The following is a 19302-nucleotide window of genomic DNA, read 5'->3' on the forward strand; positions in this document are numbered from 1 at the left end:
AGCCAGGTTCAATAAGAGAGACGTTTAATGAACTTGCTGCAAATGGATATGAATCTGTTAAAAGTACTGTATGTACTGCTGGAGACGAGCTCTACGGGGAAAACGGCGCAAAAGCTGGCTTTGTCGCCTTCTGCGGTAAGTCATGCGCTAATGAGATTGCGCGATGCGCTAAACGATCCGTTGTTTCGACGGGAAGGGAACCGCCAGATTGCTACGCCTTATGCGCAGGCGCTGCGTGACAAATTGGCGCCTGTATTTGTTTCGCTTAATGAGGAGCTGTTTGGCGATAAAGAGAACGGCTCCCGTTGTTTCCGGGTGGTACTTCCTCCCGCATTGAACGCGCTGCTTACGCCCGTTCTCGCAGAGAAAGGTCATCTTCATCAGGCGGTGATCGAGTGCCTTCCTTTTGCCCGCCGACCCTGGCGTGATGAACTGTTGGATAGCTCGGTTGATTTGGTGCTGGCAATTGGCGACCATCAAAAGCAGGTCAGCGCTCTGCATTACGAGCGGGTGGGGACTACGCGTTTGATCGCGGTTTATGGCGCGCCATTGCGTTCACGTCTGGAGAATGCCACAGCGTTGAATTTTGCTGATCTACAGCATTATCAACACATTTACTGTTTGCCGTGGACAAAAGAGAACAATGAACTGGACAGGCAGCAGGCTCGTGCCGGGTTTGAACGTCCGCTGGCGTTTGTTTGTCATGATTACAGTCAACTTGCGCCTGCTGTCCAGTCGGCGCCGCTAATGGCGATTGTACCGCGCCCCTGGTATGAAAATTTATCCGATAAGCGCGGTCTTTTTGTCCTGCCGCTTGCCGGGGAGCAGGCGGAAGGCGCTATTTTTATGCAGTATCGGGCTTCAACGGTAGAGTGGAAGCGACGCCTTATCGACGCTATTCGCCGGAAATTAAAAACGTACTACCGATAAACGCGAGAGCCCGCATAAGGCGGGCTCTGTGACATATTGAGCGCCAGAATTATTCAATATTCTGGATCTGCTCGCGCATTTGCTCGATCAACACTTTTAATTCAATAGCGGAGTTAGTTACATCAGCGTTGATGGATTTGGAGGCCAGGGTGTTCGACTCACGGTTAAATTCTTGCATCATGAAGTCCAGACGGCGACCTACCGCCTCTTTTTTCTTCAGAATGTTGTAAGTCTCTTTGACGTGCGCTTCCAGACGATCCAGCTCTTCCGCCACATCAATGCGCTGCGCCATCATCACCAGCTCTTGCTCCAGACGGTTGTTTTCCAACTGAACCTGAGCATCTTCCAGCTTCGCGACCAGGCGTTCACGCTGCCATTGCAGGATTTCCGGCATATGCGCGCGGACTTTCGCTACTTCGGCGCTGACGCCTTCCAGACGTTGTTCAATCAGCGCTTTCAGCGCCTGGCCTTCCGTTTCGCGCGCGACGATAAAGTCATCCAGCGTACCGTCCAGTGCGGCTAAAATTTCTGCGGCAATCGCGTCCAGATCCTGCTCTTGCGCCGCCATGACACCTGGCCAGCGCAAAATATCAACCGGATTGATTTCCCCTTCGTCGCTCTGCATTTTGACCCAGTTTGCGGCGCTAACTAATTGTTTCGCGAGCTTTTCATTCAGAATAAGCTCGCCTTGCGCGCTGGCATCGGGTTCAAAACGCAGCATACATTCGACTTTGCCACGCGTCAGGCGTGTACGAATGCGTTCGCGCACGACGGGTTCAAGACTACGGAACTGTTCCGGCAGACGAAAGTAAGTTTCCAGATAACGCTGGTTTACCGAGCGCATTTCCCAGGTCGCGCTACCCCATTCACCCTTGATTTCACGCCGGGCGTAGGCGGTCATACTGCGGATCATAGATGTTCCCGTTTTTAAAGGAGAGATGAGGGGATTATAGCTATCCATGCCTTGTCAGGATAGGAATAACCATCGGAAGTCCGTATAATGCGCAGCCACATTCGTTTTAAGCCGGAGATCTCAATATGCGTCCAGCAGGCCGTAGCGCTAATCAGGTGCGTCCCGTAACCCTGACCCGTAACTATACAAAACACGCTGAAGGCTCGGTACTGGTCGAATTTGGAGATACCAAAGTGTTGTGCACCGCCTCCATTGAAGAAGGCGTCCCACGTTTTCTGAAAGGGCAAGGCCAGGGGTGGATCACCGCAGAGTATGGCATGTTGCCTCGCGCTACCCATACCCGTAACGCGCGTGAAGCAGCAAAGGGTAAGCAGGGCGGTCGTACTATGGAAATTCAGCGTTTGATCGCGCGTGCGCTGCGTGCGGCGGTCGATCTGAAAACGCTCGGCGAATTTACCATTACGCTGGACTGCGATGTAATCCAGGCCGATGGCGGTACGCGTACAGCGTCTATTACCGGTGCCTGCGTGGCGTTGGCGGATGCGCTGAATAAATTGGTTGCCAACGGTAAGCTGAAAACCAACCCGATGAAAGGCATGGTGGCGGCGGTTTCCGTAGGCATCGTTAACGGCGAAGCGATCTGCGATCTGGAATATGTTGAAGATTCCGCCGCAGAAACCGACATGAACGTCGTGATGACTGAAGACGGCCGCATTATTGAAGTACAGGGTACCGCGGAAGGCGAGCCGTTCAGCCATGAAGAACTTCTCACTTTGTTGGCGCTGGCCCGAGGGGGAATTGAATCCATTGTGGCGACGCAGAAGGCGGCGTTAGAAAATTGATTTTAAGGCGACTGAAAAGTCGCCTTTTTTTTGTCCGTAAATTTCGTAAATGATGAAAGTAAGAAAAGGAGCGAATCCATGAAACCGTATCAGCGCCAGTTTATTGAGTTTGCGCTTAACAAACAGGTACTAAAGTTTGGCGAGTTTACGCTGAAATCCGGGCGCAAAAGCCCCTATTTCTTCAACGCCGGGCTGTTTAATACCGGGCGCGACCTGGCGTTGTTAGGCCGTTTTTATGCCGAAGCGCTGGTGGATTCCGGTATTGAATTTGATCTGCTGTTTGGCCCCGCATACAAAGGTATTCCGATCGCGACGACGACGGCGGTTGCGCTGGCGGAACATCACGATAAAGACCTGCCGTACTGCTTTAACCGCAAAGAGGCAAAAGATCATGGCGAAGGCGGGAGTCTGGTGGGCAGCGCGCTACAGGGTCGCGTGATGCTGGTGGATGACGTGATTACCGCAGGTACAGCGATTCGCGAGTCGATGGAGATTATTCAGGCGCACGGGGCTACGCTGGCTGGCGTACTGATTTCGCTGGATCGTCAGGAACGTGGCCGCGGCGAGATTTCCGCGATTCAGGAAGTGGAGCGCGACTATGGCTGTAAGGTTATCTCCATCATTACGCTGAAAGACCTGATTGCCTATCTGGAAGAAAAACCTGATATGGCTGAGCATCTGGCGGCTGTGCGAGCATACCGGGAAGAATTTGGCGTATAAGCGAATTGCCCGGTGGCGCTTTACCGGGCCTATGTTTCTGTCGCCTGGATAAGGCGTGAGCCACTATCCAGTCAGCGTTACTGTAGCTGAGCGGCAATGAGCGGCCAGCGGGCATCGAAATCGTCCGTTGGGCGGTATTTAAATTCGCTACGCACGAACCGTGAAAGCATACCTTCACAGAAGGCTAACAGTTGGCTTGCCAGCAGATTTTCATCCGTCGTGTAGCCTTCGCCTTCACGCATTCTTTTTTCTCGTAGCACCTGGCGGAGCTGCGCTTCGATGCGTTCAAAAAGCTGATTAATGCGCCCCTGCAGGCGATCCTGTTCAAACATCAGCGCGTGCCCGGTAAGAATGCGCGTCAGGCCAGGGTTGCGTTCGCCAAAACCCAGAATCAGCAACACAATCAGGCGCAAACGTGTGCTGGTGTTTTTTTCATCTTTTAAAATCAGATTGATACGGGTAATCAGACTATCTTCGATAAACTCAATCAGGCTATCGAACATGCGGGTCTTGCTGGGAAAATGGCGGTATAGCGCCGCTTCGGAAACGCCGACCGAGGCCGCCAGTTTTGCCGTCGTGATGCGTTGGCTTCCATCGCTGGATTCAAGCATCAGCGCCAGTGACTGAAGTATTTCTTCGCGACGATTCCTTTTCGCAGTTTGTTTTTCTGCCATGTTACAAAATACCCCTGAAAATAAGCACTTGCCAGGCGAGCACCCACGCTATAACCGCAAACTCAGCGCTTGCGGCAGTATTATGACGTTATGGGGATGCGTAAAATTTACTTACGGCCAGAATGACCGAAGCCGCCCTCGCCACGTTCGGTGGCGTCAAATGCTTCCACCAGATTAAATTCGGCCTGAACGACCGGAACAAACACCATTTGCGCGATACGTTCGCCCGGTTCAATGGTAAAACTGTCCTGACCACGGTTCCAGATCGAAACCATCAGTTGCCCCTGATAATCGGAATCAATCAGCCCGACCAGGTTGCCCAGCACGATACCATGTTTATGGCCCAGGCCCGAACGCGGCAACATGACTGCCGCCAGTGATGGATCGGCGATATGAATGGCCAGTCCGGTAGGCACCAACGTCGTTGCGCCAGGCGCCAGTTCTACGGCGTCGTCGAGACAGGCGCGCAGGTCAAGCCCGGCAGAACCAGAAGTAGCATAAGTCGGCAGCGGAAACTGCTGACCAACACGCGGGTCCAGAATCTTAACGTCGATTTTTTTCATCATAACGGGTCACGATCTCGTCGAGTAATAATTGGCCCAGGAGTTCTTTCCGCTCAAGCGGTAAGACTTTATCTCCATCCTGCCAGAAAAGGTGTAAAGCGTTTTTATCGCTATTAAATCCCTGATTTGAAAGAGAAACATCATTTGCACAAATCAGGTCAAGGTTCTTACGGATACGTTTTTGTCGGGCGTATTCTTCCACATTATTCGTTTCCGCGGCAAACCCAACAACGTAGGGTCGATTGTCACTGAGTGCGGCCACCCCGGCGACAATGTCCGGGTTTTTGACCATTTTTATTAGTAATTCATCACCTTGCGCCGCCTGTTTTTTGATTTTTTCACTGGCGATAGTCTCTGCGCGATAGTCAGCCACGGCGGCGCAGCTAATGAAAATATGCTGCTGTTGAACGGCGGCCTGAACAGCGGCTTCCATGTCCAGCGCGGTTATGACATCAACCCGTTTGACAAAAGGCGGCGTCGGTAACGAAACGGGACCGGAGACCAGCGTAACATTTGCGCCGCGATGCGTTGCGGCTGCCGCAATAGCGAAGCCCATTTTACCGGAACTGTGGTTGGAAATATAACGCACCGGGTCGAGCGGTTCGCGCGTCGGGCCTGCCGTAATCATGATATTAAGATGTTGCAGATCGTTGACGGCAGCGAAATGCGCGGCGGCCTTATCAACGATAACCAATGGGTCCAGCATTCGGCCTGGGCCTACATCGCCGCACGCCTGACTGCCGCTATCCGGCCCCCAAATGAACAGGCCGCGAGAGGCGAGCACCTCCAGATTATGTTGCGTGGCGGCAGCGCGGTACATCTGTTGGTTCATGGCCGGAAGAACGGCCACCGGGGCTGGCGTCGCCAGGCAGATGGTGGAGACTAAATCATTAGCCATACCCGATGCTACACGGGCGATCAGATCGGCGGTCGCGGGGGCAAGAATCACCAGGTCGGCCCATTTCCCCAACTCGATATGCCCCATCGCGGCTTCGGCGGCAGGGTCAAGCAGACTGTCGGATACGGGATAACCCGACACTGCCTGTAAGCTCAGGGGGGTAATAAAGGCTTTTGCCGCCTCGGTCATTGCCACGCGCACGTCAGCGCCGCGCTCACGTAAACGGCGCACCAGCTCCGGCGTTTTATACGCAGCGATACCGCCGCTAACGCCGAGAACAATTTTTTTACCGGCCAGGCTCATCATGTCTTTCCTGTTGGGTGACTTTGAAAGGCGGCTATTTTATCACAATCTCTACGGCGTCGTGTCTTTGCCTGCGCTCCACTTTGCGAGGCGCTACGCAAGAACAAAATCGGGGCGTCGATCTCTCCCAAAGGCTGTGCCACTATGCCGCTTCCTTAAAAAAGGAGGTGCGCGTATGGATACGTTGGACGAATTATTGCCGCGTGAAAAAATGCTCAGATCCGGCATTGCTTCCCTCAGCGACGTGGAGTTGCTGGCGCTTTTTTTACGTACCGGCACGCCGGGAAAAGATGTTATGACGTTGGCAAAAGAGATATTGCAGCACTTTGGGTCGCTGTATGGCCTGCTGTCGGCGGACTTTGCGCAGTTTCGTGGCGTAAACGGCATCGGCCTGGCGAAATTCGCGCAGTTGAAAGGCATTGCTGAGCTGGCAAGGCGCTATTACAGCGTGCGCATGAATGAGGAAAGTGCGTTGCTGAGTCCGGAAATGACGCGGGAATTTCTGCAAAGCCAACTGACGGGCGAAGAGCGTGAGATCTTTCTGGTGATCTTCCTCGATGCCCAGCACCGGGTGCTTCAGCACAGCCGCCTGTTTTCCGGCACGCTTAACCACGTAGAGGTGCATCCGCGTGAGATTGTTCGGGAAGCGATTAAACTCAATGCTTCAGCGGTCATTCTGGCGCATAACCACCCTTCAGGCTGCGCAGAGCCAAGTAAAGCAGATAAACTTATCACTGAGCGCGTGATAAAGTGTTGCCAGTTTATGGATATCCGGGTGCTCGATCACCTGATAATTGGGCGCGGAGAGTACGTTTCTTTTGCCGAACGCGGCTGGATTTAAGATTCTTTGCGCGATCCATCGGGATCTTTGTCTGTTCGGGACTTGAGCATATCGCCGGGTCAGCGTATACTACGCCACCTTTGAGAATCTCGGGTTTGGCATTTGGGCCTGGCAATCGAGAGTTCAATAGAACTGCGCGATGACCAGGCTGTAAAGCCTGACGAGGCGCCGATACCCCATACGAAGCTCGAGCTAATTTGATTTTTGGAGAATAGACATGTCCCGAGTCTGCCAAGTTACTGGCAAGCGTCCGGTGACCGGTAACAACCGTTCCCACGCACTGAACGCGACTAAACGCCGTTTCCTGCCTAACCTGCACTCTCACCGTTTCTGGGTTGAGAGCGAGAAGCGTTTTGTCACCCTGCGTGTATCTGCTAAAGGTATGCGTATCATCGATAAAAAAGGCATCGAAACAGTTCTGTCTGAACTGCGTGCCCGTGGCGAAAAGTACTAAGTACTAAGAGGAAATAAATCATGGCTAAAGGTATTCGTGAGAAAATCAAGCTGGTTTCTTCTGCTGGTACTGGTCACTTTTATACCACTACGAAGAACAAACGTACTAAACCGGAAAAACTGGAACTGAAAAAATTCGATCCAGTTGTCCGTCAGCACGTGATCTACAAAGAAGCGAAAATCAAATAATTCTCGCTTTGATGTAACAAAAACCTCGCTTCGGCGGGGTTTTTTGTTTTCTGGCCGTCCCCATATTAATGAGACCAGCCACACAGCCGGAGACGTTATGCCTGAATTACCCGAAGTTGAAACCAGCCGCCGGGGTATTGAACCCCATTTAGTTGGCGCTACTATCCTGCACGCCCATATCCGTAACGGCCGTCTGCGCTGGCCGGTTTCAGATGAAATTTATCGTCTGAGTGATACTCCCGTCCTTAGCGTTCAGCGTCGTGCTAAATATTTACTGCTGGAGCTGCCTGACGGCTGGATAATTATTCACCTGGGGATGTCGGGAAGCCTGCGGATATTGTCGGAAGCGCTGCCGGCGGAAAAGCACGACCATGTCGATTTGGTGATGAGCAATGGCAAAATTCTACGTTATACCGATCCTCGCCGCTTTGGCGCCTGGTTATGGACCAAAGAGCTGGAAGGGCATAACGTACTGGCGCATCTGGGACCGGAGCCGCTAAGCGATGAGTTTAATGGCGAATATTTGCAGCAGAAATGCGCGAAGAAGAAGACGGCGATTAAACCATGGCTGATGGATAACAAGCTGGTGGTCGGTGTGGGGAATATCTACGCCAGCGAGTCGCTGTTTGCCGCTGGTATTCACCCTGACCGCCTGGCGTCGTCACTCTCGACAGAGGAGTGCGACCTGCTGGCGCGGGTGATTAAAGCCGTTTTGCTGCGCTCTATTGAACAAGGCGGGACAACGCTGAAGGATTTTCTGCAAAGCGATGGGAAACCGGGCTATTTTGCGCAGGAGTTGCAGGTGTACGGGCGCAAAGGTGAGCCGTGTCGGGTATGCGGTACGCCGATAGTCGCAACGAAACACGCACAGCGTGCGACGTTCTATTGCCGTCACTGTCAGAAGTAAAACGCCAGGCCCGGCAAGGAAACTTATTTCAACTTATCCATTAGCGCCTGATGCACATTGTCCGGCAGAAAGTGGGTCACATCGCCCTGATGGCGTGCCACTTCTTTGACCAGCGACGATGAAATAAACGACCACTCTTTGGACGGCATCAGGAAAACGCTTTCCAGTTGCGGCATCAGATGGCGATTCATATGCGCCAACTGCATTTCATATTCAAAATCCGCCACCGCGCGCAGACCACGAATCAGGATATTCGCCTGTCTGTCGCGGGCGAAATTGGCCATCAGGTCGCTAAAGCCCACCACCTCTACGTTACCCAGGTGTGCGGTCGCTTTTTGCGCCAGCGCCACACGCTCCTCCAGGGTGAACATGGGTTTCTTGCCGGGGCTGGCGGCGATGGCCAGAATGACATGGTCGAACATCTGCGTTGCGCGCGTCACAATATCGAGATGACCGTTAGTAATCGGATCAAACGTGCCTGGATAAATCGCCCGTTTTTGCATGACAGTCCTCAATGCGTTTTCGGTGGCAGATAAGGTTCCAGCAGTTGCAGCAGACGCTGGAGCGCGCCCTGATTTTGATACAGCACTTCAACTGCGTGACGTCCGTAGAAATTACGATAATCAGCGTCGGTCAGTAAAGAGGAAACTTCTTTTGCCAGCGTAGCCGCATCGGTAATCGTGATAAGTCCGCTCGCCTGATCCAGACGGGCGCAAATATCTTTAAAGTTAAAGGTATGCGGACCCATCAGTACCGGAATCGCATGAGCGGCGGCCTCCAGCGGGTTGTGACCGCCGCGTTCAACCAGCGAACCACCAACAAAGGCGAGATCGGCAATGCCATAGAGCAACATTAATTCGCCCATGGTATCGCCTACCACGACCTGGGTGCTGGCGGACGGCACTTCGCCCGAAGAGCGAGTGATGTAGCTTAACCCTGCCTGACGCACAAGATTGATAGCATCCGGGAAACGCTCCGGATGGCGGGGCACCAGAATCAGTAATAAATTCGGGAATTGATGTAATAACGCCTGGTGAGCGGCGATAACGATACTCTCTTCGCCATCGTGGGTGCTGGTGGCAATCCAGACCGGACGGTGCGGCGCCCACTGGCGGCGTAGCGTAACGGCTTTAGCCGCCAACTGCGGCGTAACTGAAATATCAAATTTCAGACTGCCGGTGACCGTGACCTGATTGTTCTTCGCGCCCAATGCCACAAAGCGTTCGCCATCTTCTTCGTTTTGCGCGGCAATCAGGGTGATACGGCGCAGGAGCGTACGGACAAACTTGCCAAGCTTCGCATAACCCGCGGCGGAGCGGGCGGAAAGCCGTGCATTAGCGATAACCAGCGGAATATGACGTTTGTGCAGCGCAGCAATCAGATTTGGCCAGAGCTCAGTCTCCATGATCAATACCAGCTTAGGATCAATCTCATTGAGGAAACGATTGAGCGCATCGGGCAAATCATAAGGCAAGTAAACGTGCTGAACATCGTTGCCAAAGGCGGACTGGACGCGCTCCGAGCCGGTCGGCGTCATGGTCGTTACGGTAATAGGCAGATCGGGATAGCGATGACGTAGAGCGCGGACCAATGGGATGGCCGCCAGAGTTTCGCCCACCGAGACGGAATGCAGCATGATTCCGCCCGGTTTCAACGGACGGCGGTAGAATCCGTAGCGTTCACCCCAACGTTTACGATAGGCCGGCGCTTTACGTCCACGCACCCAAAGCCGTATCCAGATCAGAGGCTGAATAAGGTAGAGAAGAGCGGTGTAAAGCAATTCGAGCATAGTAAATAGCTGACTTATGGATGTGCTGGGGATTCTATGTATTTAGCCTGGGCTTTACCATTACTTTTCCCATTTTTGCGCCAAATTGGCTCAGAAGCGAGGATTCCAGGCGCTGAACCCCATTATTTTTGCATTTTTACGCAATCCATTGAAATTTGCCGCCCTTGTCGCCCCGGACAATGGGAATGACCATTCACAAGAGAGGGATAAATTAATATCTCTTTGAATTTATGATTAAAAAAATGATTGTGTATAAAAATTATTCGTATCGGATTGCTGCGAAAGAAGTGTTACACTAGCGCATCTAAAATGAGTGCGGTATTAGCCATCGGGTTGCTGTGAAGCCTGGGGCGGTAGCGTGCTTTTTTCTGCTTATTTATCCGGACAATTTCAACCAAAGAGTCGCTTGTGGAAAAGCCATTTCGAAGAATTCTGATTATAAAAATGCGTTTTCATGGAGACATGTTACTTACCACTCCTGTCATCAGCACGCTGAAGCAGAATTATCCCGATGCAAAAATCGATGTGCTTCTTTACCAGAACACCATACCGATATTGTCGGAAAATCCGGAGATTAATGCACTCTACGGCATCAGTAACAAAGGCGCAGGAACAAAAGAGAAGATCAAAAACGCGCTATCGCTAATCAAAAAATTGCGTGCTAACTCGTATGATCTGGTCGTCAATCTCACCGATCAGTGGAGCGTGGCGCTTATTGTGCGTTTTTTAAACGCAAAAATAAAAATCTCGCAGGATTTCGGTAATCGCCAGTCTGCTTTATGGAAAAAGAGCTTTACGCATTTAGTACCTTATGCGGGAGAACATGCTGTTGAGCGCACATTATCCGCGCTAAAGCCGTTAGCGCTAAAACAGTATGTCACGGAAACCACCATGAGCTATCGCCCGGAACATTGGGAAAACATGCGACAACAGCTCAAACAACTTGGTGTGACCCGACAATATGTTGTTATTCAGCCTACGGCACGGCAGCTATTTAAGTGCTGGGATAATGATAAATTCTCTCAGGTTATTGATGCCGTGCAGCACCGCGGTTATCAGGTTGTACTGACGTCAGGCCCGGCCGCAGACGAGATGGCCTGTGTGGATGCTATTGCACGCGGCTGTGAGACAAAACCGGTTACTGGTCTGGCGGGTAAAACTCGCTTTCCTGAATTGGGCGCGTTGATTGACCATGCGGCTCTCTTTATCGGCGTTGATTCGGCCCCTGGTCATATTGCCGCAGCAGTCAAAACGCCGGTCATTTGCCTTTTCGGCGCGACGGATCATGTGTTCTGGCGTCCCTGGACCGACGACATCATTCAGTTTTGGGCAGGCAATTATCAGCCGATGCCTGAACGGCATGAGCTTGATCGTAATAAAAAATACCTTTCTGTGATTCCGGCTGAAGATGTTATCGCCGCGACGGAAAAAATGCTGCCGCATGAGGCACGCCCCATAGATTTGGACAGCCTGCTATGAGAGTTGCCTTTTGCTTATATAAATATTTTCCTTTTGGCGGCCTACAGCGTGATTTTATGCGCATTGCCCAAACCGTGGCGGCGCGAGGTCATCAGGTTCGTGTTTATACTCAGTCATGGGAAGGGGAATGCCCGGATAACTTTGAATTAATCTGCGTGCCGGTTAAATCCCGGACGAACCACGGTCGTAACGCAGAATATTATGCCTGGGTGCAACACCATTTACGCGACCACCCTGTCGATCGGGTGGTTGGATTCAATAAGATGCCTGGCCTTGATGTGTATTATGCCGCAGACGTGTGTTATGCCGAAAAAGTCGCACAGGAAAAAGGTTTTTTCTATCGCCTGACATCACGCTATCGGCATTATGCTGCTTTTGAACGCGCCACGTTTGAACACGGCAAGTCGACGCAACTATTAATGCTGACGAATAAGCAGATTGCTGACTTCCAAAAACATTATCAGACTGAAGCGGAGCGTTTCCATATTCTTCCTCCGGGGATTTACCCGGACAGAAAATATAGCCAACAGATCCCAAACAGTCGTCAAATTTATCGTCAGAAAAATGGTATCTCAGAACAGCAAAAATTACTGTTGCAAGTAGGGTCTGACTTTACCCGTAAAGGTGTGGATCGCTCTATTGAAGCGCTGGCATCGTTACCCGAATCTTTACGGCAAAATACGGTGCTCTATGTTGTCGGGCAGGATAAGCCGAAGAAGTTTGCAGCGCTGGCTGAAAGAAGCGGCGTTGGCACGAATGTGCATTTTTTCTCCGGACGTAATGATATCGCGGAGTTAATGGCGGCAGCCGACCTTTTACTGCATCCAGCCTATCAGGAAGCTGCTGGTATTGTTTTGCTGGAAGCCATTACTGCTGGTTTGCCGGTGTTGACAACTGCGGTGTGCGGTTATGCTCATTATATTGTGGATGCAAACTGTGGCGAAGCGATGACTGAACCATTCCGTCAGGATGCGCTAAATGAGGTTTTACTCAAAGCGCTGACACAGCCTTCCTTACGCAGCGCCTGGGCTGAAAATGCGCGGTATTATGCTGATACTCAGGATTTATACAGTTTACCGGAGAAGGCCGCAGATATTATTACAGGTGATTTAGATGGTTGAGCTGAAAGCGCCGTTAACTACACTATGGCGCGGTAAAGATGCTTTTGAGGAAGTGAAAACGTTACAGGGCGAAGTGTTCAGAGAGCTGGAGACGCGTCGAACATTGCGGTTTGAGCTGGACGGCAAAAGCTACTTCCTGAAGTGGCATAAAGGCACTTCGCTGAAAGAAATTGTGAAGAACCTGATTTCGTTACGTATGCCTGTTCTGGGCGCTGACAGAGAATGGCACGCCATTCATCGTCTATATGAGCTGGGCGTTGATACGATGCACGGCGTTGGTTTTGGTGAAAAAGGCGTAAACCCGCTAACCAGAACATCATTTATTATCACCGAAGATTTAACGCCTACCATTAGCCTTGAAGACTACTGTGCTGACTGGGCTGTTAATCCACCGGACGCGCAGGTGAAGTGGATGATCATTAAGCGTGTTGCGACTATGGTACGTAAAATGCACGCCGGGGGAATTAACCATCGCGACTGTTATATTTGCCACTTTCTTCTGCATTTACCTTTCACTGGTCGCGAAGAGGATTTAAAAATCTCCGTAATCGACCTGCATCGCGCGCAGATACGTCAGCACGTTCCCCTTCGCTGGCGTGACAAAGATTTAATTGGGCTTTATTTTTCTTCAATGAATATTGGTCTGACTCAGCGAGATATATTCCGGTTTATGCGTGAGTATTTCTCTCTCCCCCTGCGAGAGATTTTACAAAAAGAGTCGGGGTTGATTCATCAGGCGGATGTTAAAGCTGCTCGAATTAAAGAAAGAACAATAAGAAAAAATCTTTAATATGAAAGTTATATTTTAAAATAGCTTAGAGGCTATATGTTTCTATTCATATGCATGACTAATTTGCAATTATTGATTGCACGGTCAATTATAGAAAAAGAGCAGTTGAGAAAAGTTGATGTTTTATTTATTGGCGATGTAGATAACGTAAAAAATCAGTACTATTTAAAAAAAATTCAGCCGTTATGTCGGCACTCAGACATTGTTCCGCAGGTAGCAAAATTTTCGACATTTAAAACGATTCAAAGAACACGGTATGCTAAAAAAATCATGGGAAAGTATGCCAGAGAATATCATACCGTTTTCTTCGCGAATTTTCACGTCCCGCTTGTACACCATATTTTATCGTGTATCTCTTTTTCTGAAATAAAAACCTTTGATGACGGTACAAATAATATTAATCGAAAAAGTATAATGTACAAAGATAAGTATATAAGCGCTGCATCGAAATTTATAAGAAAAACGATGGGGCGAAAATACCATAAAGAGGAGGTATTACAGTTAGACAAAAAACATTATACATTATTCCCTGATAGAGCTAACATCATTAAAAACACAGAAGAAATTATATTAGTGCATTATACAACTACTCCCGATGAAAATAGGGGGCTAAAAAAAATATTATTAGGGACTGTATATGTTGATGCATTAAAAAATAAAGAAGATGAGAATCTTTTTCTTCAACAACTTCAGATTTTTATTAAGAAAGAAGACATCGATATATATATACCTCACCCTCGATATGATTCTCATGAATTCGATGGTGTATTAAATATTAAATCTGAAATGATAGCTGAGGATATTATTTTAGAATATCTTGAGCAAGGGCTGGCATTAAAGTTATATGGCTTTAATAGTACAGCGCAGTATAATTTAAATAATATTTCAGCGATTGAAAGTTATAAAATAATGAGCCCCTTATTAACCGATGCTTTTAATTATGGGCTGGAGCTTGATTTTAATCATATCTTAGTATAAATATAGTGTTGATTGGTTTTATTCTTACAAAATATAAAAACAACGATGACCAGATGACATCAGTGACAAAAAAATGGTGGGTTCATTGAAAATAGCGTTTATTGGTGAAGCGGTATCTGGCTTCGGAGGGATGGAAACCGTTATTAGCAACGTTATCCATACGTTTGAAAATAGCTCTCCGAAAATCAACTGTGAAATGTTTTTCTTTTGTCGTAATGACAAAATGGATAAAGCATGGCTAAAAGAGATTAAATATGCGCAATCATTCTCAAATATAAAATTAAGTTTTCTTCGTCGAGCTAAGCATGTTTATAATTTTAGTCAATGGCTGAAAGAAACATCACCAGATATTGTGATATGTATTGATGTCATCTCATGTCTTTATGCCAATAAAGCACGAAAGAAAAGTGGTAAACAGTTTACTATTTTCTCGTGGCCGCATTTTTCGCTCGACCATAAAAAACATGCAGAATGTATAACGTACGCGGATTATCATCTGGCCATCAGTAGTGGTATTAAAGAACAGATGATGGCACGGGGTATCTCAGCGCAAGATATTAGCGTCGTTTATAATCCTGTCTCTATTAAAACAATCATTGTGCCGCCGCCTGAGCGCGATAAACCCGCTGTATTTCTCTATGTAGGGCGTCTTAAATTTGAAGGGCAGAAAAGAGTTAAAGATTTATTTGATGGCTTAGCTCGTACGACAGGGGAATGGCAGTTACATATTATTGGTGATGGCTCAGATTTTGAAAAGTGCCAGTCCTATAGTCGGGAGCTTGGTATTGAGCAGCGTGTGATCTGGTATGGTTGGCAAAGCGCGCCGTGGCAAGTTGTACAGCAAAAAATAAAAAATGTCACCGCGTTACTACTTACCTCTGCATTTGAGGGATTCCCTATGACCCTGCTGGAAGCAATGTCATATGGAATTCCGTGTATTAGTTCTGATTGTATGTCTGGTCCGCGCGATATGATTAAACCCGGTTTGAATGGTGAGCTTTATACCCCGGGGGCTATAGATGATTTTGTAGGACACCTTAATCGTGTTATTTCTGGTGAAGTAAAATATCAGCATGATATTATTCCCGGCACGATTGAGAGATTTTACGATGTGCTATATTTTAAAAATTTTAATAATGCGATATTCTCGAAATTACAAAAGTGATCACTATGAGCAGAAAATATTTTGAAGAAGAAGTCATTCAACAGACTTTAGATTATAACTATGCACAACATAGTGATGCTGATAAATTTAATATAGCTTATGGGATTGATAAAAACTTTCTTTTTGGCTGTGGTGTCTCTATTGCATCGGTTCTCCTCGCTAACCCAGATAAGACGTTAGCTTTCCATGTTTTTACCGATTTCTTTGACTCTGAAGACCAGCAGCGATTTGAGGCATTAGCAAAACAGTACGCTACGCAGATTGTTGTTTACCTAATCGACTGTGAGCGCTTAAAATCGCTACCCAGTACCAAAAACTGGACCTATGCAACATACTTTAGATTCATTATCGCCGATTATTTTTCAGATAAAACAGATAGAGTACTTTATCTGGATGCAGATATTGCATGTAAGGGGAGTATTCAGGAACTTATTGATCTTAATTTCGCTGAAAATGAGATTGCTGCTGTCGTTGCTGAAGGCGAGTTGGGATGGTGGACTAAGCGCTCGGTTAGCCTGGCAACGCCTGGGCTGGTTTCTGGCTATTTTAATGCCGGTTTTATTTTAATTAACATACCTCTTTGGACCGCAGAAAATATCTCTAAGAAAGCGATTGATATGCTAAAAGATCCGGAGGTAGTACAGCGCATAACGCACCTTGATCAGGATGTATTAAATATATTGTTAGTGAATAAAGCGCGTTTTGTTGATAAAAAATTTAATACGCAATTTAGTCTTAACTATGAATTAAAAGATTCAGTTATTAATCCAGTTGATGATGAGACTGTATTTGTTCATTATATCGGACCAACGAAGCCCTGGCATAGTTGGGGGGGTTACCCTGTGTCACAATATTTTTTACAGGCTAAGAGCAACTCACCATGGTCTCATTGTACACTTTTAAATCCAGTCACTAGCCATCAGTTACGTTATGCGGCAAAGCATATGTTTAATCAGAAGCATTATACTTCGGGTATAAATTATTATATAGCCTACTTTAAACGTAAACTTCTTGAATAAAACCCATAGGTGATGTAATGGATTCATTTCCTGAGATAGAAATAGCCGAATATAAAGTTTTTGATGAAAGTAATAATAATGATGATAACGTATTAAACATTTCTTATGGCGTTGATGAAAACTATCTTGATGGTGTGGGGGTATCAATCGCTTCAGTTGTATTAAACAATAATATCCCGCTCGCTTTTCACATTATTTGTGATTCATACTCCCCGTGTTTTGTAAAATATATAGAGCGTTTAGCCGTACAGCATCACATAAAAATTTCTCTTTATCTTATTAAAGTAGAAAGCCTTGAGGTATTGCCTCAAACTAAAGTATGGTCGAGAGCAATGTATTTTCGTTTATTTGCTTTCGATTATCTCAGCAAGAAGGTAAACACCTTACTTTATTTGGATGCCGATGTTGTATGCAAAGGATCTTTGCAAGGTCTTCTACAGCTTGATTTGACAGAGAAGATTGCTGCGGTCGTAAAAGATGTTGATTCCATCCAGAATAAGGTAAATGAGAGATTAAGAGCATTTAATTTACAAGGTGGTTATTTTAACTCCGGCGTGGTTTTTGTTAACCTGAAATTATGGAAAGAGAATGCCTTAACTGAAAAGGCATTTTTACTTCTGGCAGGTAAAGAGGCTGACTCTTTTAAATATCCCGATCAGGATGTTTTGAATATTCTTCTACAGGACAAAGTTATTTTTCTACCGCGACCGTATAATACTATTTATACTATCAAAAGTGAGTTAAAAGATAAGTCACATAAAAAATATAGCAATATAATTAATGATAACACTATTTTAATTCATTATACGGGCGCTACAAAACCATGGCATGCCTGGGCAAATTATCCTTCAGTTATCTATTATAAAAATGCACGGTTGAATTCGCCCTGGAAAGATTTTCCCGCAAAAGATGCGCGTACCATAGTTGAATTTAAGAAGCGATATAAACATCTTCTCGTGCAAGGTCATTACTTTAAAGGCCTTCTGGCTGGAAGCGCATATCTTTATCGTAAACTTTTCCACAAATAATTTCCTTCCCTAAATCTTCATTATGATTATTGAAAAAAAGGTTAAAAACTATACCGTCTTTGTCAAAAAAGACGGTGAAAAATACATTGAGATATTCAAAGATTTTCTATCTTATAATCATCAGGTTATTAAAGTCTTCCGTAATATAGAAGATACAAAAGTTGTATTGGTTAATACAGACTACGGAAAATATATTCTCAAAGTATTTAGTCCAAAAGTAAAAAATACTGAACGCTTTTTCAAATCGTTAGTAAAAGGAGATTACTACGAAAAGCTTTTTCGTCAGACAGATCGTGTGCGGCGTGAAGGGTTTGCGGCGCTTAATGATTTTTACCTGCTGGCGGAAATTAAAACATTACGCTATGTAAAAACATACGTGATGCTAATTGAGTATATTGAAGGTATTGAACTTGTTGATATGCCAGAAATTTCTGGCGAGGTGAGAGAAAAAATCAAACAGTCGATATATTCTCTGCATCAGCATGGTATGGTTTCGGGCGATCCCCATAAAGGTAACTTTATCCTGCAAGGCAATGAGATCAGAATTATCGATTTGTCCGGAAAAAGACCTTCCAGACAACGAAAAGCAAAGGATCGTATTGATTTAGAAAGACATTATGGTATCAAAAATAATGTGAGAGATATCGGATTTTACTTATTGATTTATAAGAAAAAACTTCGAAATTTCCTTCGTCGTATTAAGGGTAAGGAAAAGCGCTGATCAATGTAGCACGTTTGGTTTAATTTAAGGGGCTGACTGACTTTTATTTGCTGTAGCGTTATGACATACTTGAGAGAATTTGAGATGTAATATTAGTTATTGAATATAACATTTATTTATAGGTTGCATGATAAACATACGAGTTTTTTATGGGCAGCGTTAACTTCATAACTCACGCCGATGTTCTGCAACTTATTGCGAAAAGAACGGCTGAAGATTGTATTATTTTTCTTTCTGGTCCTACGTCCAGAAAGACGCCGCTGTCCTTGTTACGAATGAAAGATGTCATTGCAGTCAATGGTTCTGTTCAATATTTGCTAAACAATAACGTCAAGCCATTTTTGTACCTTCTGACGGATGTTCGCTTCCTCCATCGCCGGCGCGAAGATTTTTATAACTTTAGCCGTAACAGTCAGTTTACTATCGTCAATCTTGATGTGTACGAACAGGCTTCAGTGGATGATCAAAAATATATTGAAGAAAACTGTTTAATTATTCGCTCCTTTTATCGCCGAGAAAAAGGGGGCTTTTTAAAGAAAATTAAATTTAATATCCTCAAGCGGGTTCATAAAGCATTACTTATTTCAGTTCCCCTTTCGAAAAGAGGGCGACTGGCTGGATTTTGCAAGGATATCAGCATCGGGTATTGCTCTTGCCATACTATTGCTTATACCGCTATTCAGGTTGCCTATTCCCTCAAGTATGGCCGTATTATATGTTCTGGGCTTGACTTAACAGGGAGTTGCCCACGTTTTTATGACGAATCTACCAGCCCTATGCCATCTGAGCTTAGTAAAGACCTGTTTAAAATACTGCCATTTTTTACTTTTATGAGAAAAAATGTGAGTGATTTAAATATCTTTAATTTATCAGATGATACTGCAATTCATTACGATATTATTCCATATATTACAGCCTCGGAACTTGAGGGTGAAATATATTACGATAAAATTGTCTAGATACTAAAAAAATCATTATT

At 46.6% G+C, this 19302-nt stretch carries 22 protein-coding genes; 16 read left to right on the forward strand and 6 right to left on the reverse strand.

Features of this window, described 5'->3' with window-relative positions:
• The first annotated feature begins 27 nt into the window (after positions 1-27).
• Positions 28-930 carry a LysR family transcriptional regulator gene (locus tag ACLD11_RS15850; protein ID WP_001050866.1) on the forward strand — a complete coding sequence of 301 codons (903 nt, stop codon included), beginning with the start codon at positions 28-30 and terminating at the stop codon, positions 928-930.
• A 49-nt stretch (positions 931-979) separates the two neighbouring features.
• Here ACLD11_RS15850 and ACLD11_RS15855 read toward each other — a convergent pair whose 3' ends face one another.
• Positions 980-1843, reverse strand: a complete 864-nt coding sequence (locus tag ACLD11_RS15855) for a YicC/YloC family endoribonuclease (RefSeq protein ID WP_000621352.1) — start codon at positions 1841-1843, stop codon at positions 980-982.
• 125 nt (positions 1844-1968) lie between these two features.
• Between ACLD11_RS15855 and rph the strand changes: the two genes are divergently transcribed.
• Both rph and pyrE read left to right on the forward strand, forming a co-directional pair.
• Positions 1969-2685, forward strand: coding sequence for a ribonuclease PH (rph, locus tag ACLD11_RS15860; RefSeq protein ID WP_001247078.1), 717 nt, complete (start codon positions 1969-1971; stop codon positions 2683-2685).
• Positions 2686-2763: 78 nt separating this feature from the next.
• Positions 2764-3405, forward strand: coding sequence for an orotate phosphoribosyltransferase (gene pyrE, locus ACLD11_RS15865; protein ID WP_000806167.1), 642 nt, complete (start codon positions 2764-2766; stop codon positions 3403-3405).
• 77 nt (positions 3406-3482) lie between these two features.
• Here the strand turns inward: pyrE and slmA are convergent, their stop codons facing one another.
• The 3 genes from slmA to coaBC form a co-directional block, all read right to left on the reverse strand.
• Complete coding sequence (gene slmA, locus ACLD11_RS15870; protein WP_000818607.1) at positions 3483-4079, reverse strand: nucleoid occlusion factor SlmA; 597 nt, start codon at positions 4077-4079, stop codon at positions 3483-3485.
• A gap of 107 nt (positions 4080-4186) precedes the next feature.
• Positions 4187-4645, reverse strand: coding sequence for a dUTP diphosphatase (gene dut, locus ACLD11_RS15875; RefSeq protein ID WP_000976078.1), 459 nt, complete (start codon positions 4643-4645; stop codon positions 4187-4189).
• Positions 4623-5843, reverse strand: coding sequence for a bifunctional phosphopantothenoylcysteine decarboxylase/phosphopantothenate--cysteine ligase CoaBC (coaBC, locus tag ACLD11_RS15880; protein ID WP_411012115.1), 1221 nt, complete (start codon positions 5841-5843; stop codon positions 4623-4625). The genes dut and coaBC overlap by 23 nt, the downstream gene beginning before the upstream one ends.
• 175 nt (positions 5844-6018) lie before the next feature.
• Here coaBC and radC point away from each other — a divergent pair, with 175 nt between their 5' ends.
• The 4 genes from radC to mutM all read left to right on the forward strand — a co-directional run bounded on the left by radC (position 6019) and on the right by mutM (position 8233).
• Complete coding sequence (gene radC, locus ACLD11_RS15885; RefSeq protein WP_000380129.1) at positions 6019-6684, forward strand: RadC family protein; 666 nt, start codon at positions 6019-6021, stop codon at positions 6682-6684.
• A 217-nt stretch (positions 6685-6901) separates the two neighbouring features.
• A complete protein-coding gene (rpmB, locus tag ACLD11_RS15890; RefSeq protein WP_001519051.1) occupies positions 6902-7138 on the forward strand; it encodes a 50S ribosomal protein L28 in 237 nt (78 codons plus the stop codon).
• A gap of 20 nt (positions 7139-7158) precedes the next feature.
• The gene (gene rpmG, locus ACLD11_RS15895) at positions 7159-7326 is read left to right on the forward strand and encodes a 50S ribosomal protein L33 (RefSeq protein WP_001051798.1); all 168 of its coding nucleotides are present in this window, start codon (positions 7159-7161) and stop codon (positions 7324-7326) included.
• Between the two features lie 97 nt (positions 7327-7423).
• Complete coding sequence (gene mutM / locus ACLD11_RS15900; RefSeq protein ID WP_001114515.1) at positions 7424-8233, forward strand: bifunctional DNA-formamidopyrimidine glycosylase/DNA-(apurinic or apyrimidinic site) lyase; 810 nt, start codon at positions 7424-7426, stop codon at positions 8231-8233.
• A 23-nt stretch (positions 8234-8256) separates the two neighbouring features.
• Here the strand turns inward: mutM and coaD are convergent, their stop codons facing one another.
• Both coaD and waaA read right to left on the reverse strand, forming a co-directional pair.
• Positions 8257-8736 (reverse strand): pantetheine-phosphate adenylyltransferase, encoded by a 480-nt coding sequence (gene coaD / locus ACLD11_RS15905; RefSeq protein ID WP_001171887.1) that lies wholly within the window; start codon positions 8734-8736, stop codon positions 8257-8259.
• An 8-nt stretch (positions 8737-8744) separates the two neighbouring features.
• Complete coding sequence (waaA, locus tag ACLD11_RS15910) at positions 8745-10022, reverse strand: lipid IV(A) 3-deoxy-D-manno-octulosonic acid transferase (RefSeq protein ID WP_000891580.1); 1278 nt, start codon at positions 10020-10022, stop codon at positions 8745-8747.
• Between the two features lie 408 nt (positions 10023-10430).
• On the opposite strand from waaA, the gene rfaQ reads away from it, so the two are divergent.
• From rfaQ to waaZ, 9 genes are all read left to right on the forward strand, one after another.
• Positions 10431-11501, forward strand: a complete 1071-nt coding sequence (rfaQ, locus tag ACLD11_RS15915) for a lipopolysaccharide core heptosyltransferase RfaQ (protein WP_411015095.1) — start codon at positions 10431-10433, stop codon at positions 11499-11501.
• Positions 11498-12622, forward strand: a complete 1125-nt coding sequence (locus tag ACLD11_RS15920) for a glycosyltransferase family 4 protein (protein ID WP_411012101.1) — start codon at positions 11498-11500, stop codon at positions 12620-12622. The genes rfaQ and ACLD11_RS15920 overlap by 4 nt, the downstream gene beginning before the upstream one ends.
• Complete coding sequence (rfaP, locus tag ACLD11_RS15925; protein WP_411015096.1) at positions 12615-13412, forward strand: lipopolysaccharide core heptose(I) kinase RfaP; 798 nt, start codon at positions 12615-12617, stop codon at positions 13410-13412. Before ACLD11_RS15920 ends, rfaP begins: the two co-directional genes overlap by 8 nt.
• A 54-nt stretch (positions 13413-13466) precedes the next feature.
• Positions 13467-14390: a glycosyltransferase family 52 gene (locus ACLD11_RS15930; protein WP_411012103.1), complete on the forward strand. Its 924-nt coding sequence runs from the start codon at positions 13467-13469 to the stop codon at positions 14388-14390.
• Positions 14391-14475: 85 nt separating this feature from the next.
• A complete protein-coding gene (waaB, locus tag ACLD11_RS15935) occupies positions 14476-15555 on the forward strand; it encodes a lipopolysaccharide 1,6-galactosyltransferase (RefSeq protein ID WP_000683985.1) in 1080 nt (359 codons plus the stop codon).
• A gap of 5 nt (positions 15556-15560) precedes the next feature.
• Entirely contained in the window at positions 15561-16574 is a 1014-nt protein-coding gene (gene waaO / locus ACLD11_RS15940) for a lipopolysaccharide 3-alpha-galactosyltransferase (RefSeq protein WP_411015097.1), read from the forward strand.
• 17 nt (positions 16575-16591) lie between these two features.
• Positions 16592-17602 carry a lipopolysaccharide 1,2-glucosyltransferase RfaJ gene (gene rfaJ, locus ACLD11_RS15945; protein WP_411015098.1) on the forward strand — a complete coding sequence of 337 codons (1011 nt, stop codon included), beginning with the start codon at positions 16592-16594 and terminating at the stop codon, positions 17600-17602.
• 22 nt (positions 17603-17624) lie between these two features.
• The gene (rfaY, locus tag ACLD11_RS15950; protein WP_411015099.1) at positions 17625-18323 is read left to right on the forward strand and encodes a lipopolysaccharide core heptose(II) kinase RfaY; all 699 of its coding nucleotides are present in this window, start codon (positions 17625-17627) and stop codon (positions 18321-18323) included.
• A 149-nt stretch (positions 18324-18472) separates the two neighbouring features.
• Positions 18473-19282 carry a 3-deoxy-D-manno-oct-2-ulosonate III transferase WaaZ gene (gene waaZ, locus ACLD11_RS15955; protein WP_015406237.1) on the forward strand — a complete coding sequence of 270 codons (810 nt, stop codon included), beginning with the start codon at positions 18473-18475 and terminating at the stop codon, positions 19280-19282.
• Positions 19283-19302 lie beyond the last annotated feature (20 nt).

It is taken from the genome of Salmonella sp. 741265116_PST, from assembly GCF_046567715.1.
Taxonomy (GTDB): domain Bacteria; phylum Pseudomonadota; class Gammaproteobacteria; order Enterobacterales; family Enterobacteriaceae; genus Salmonella; species Salmonella enterica.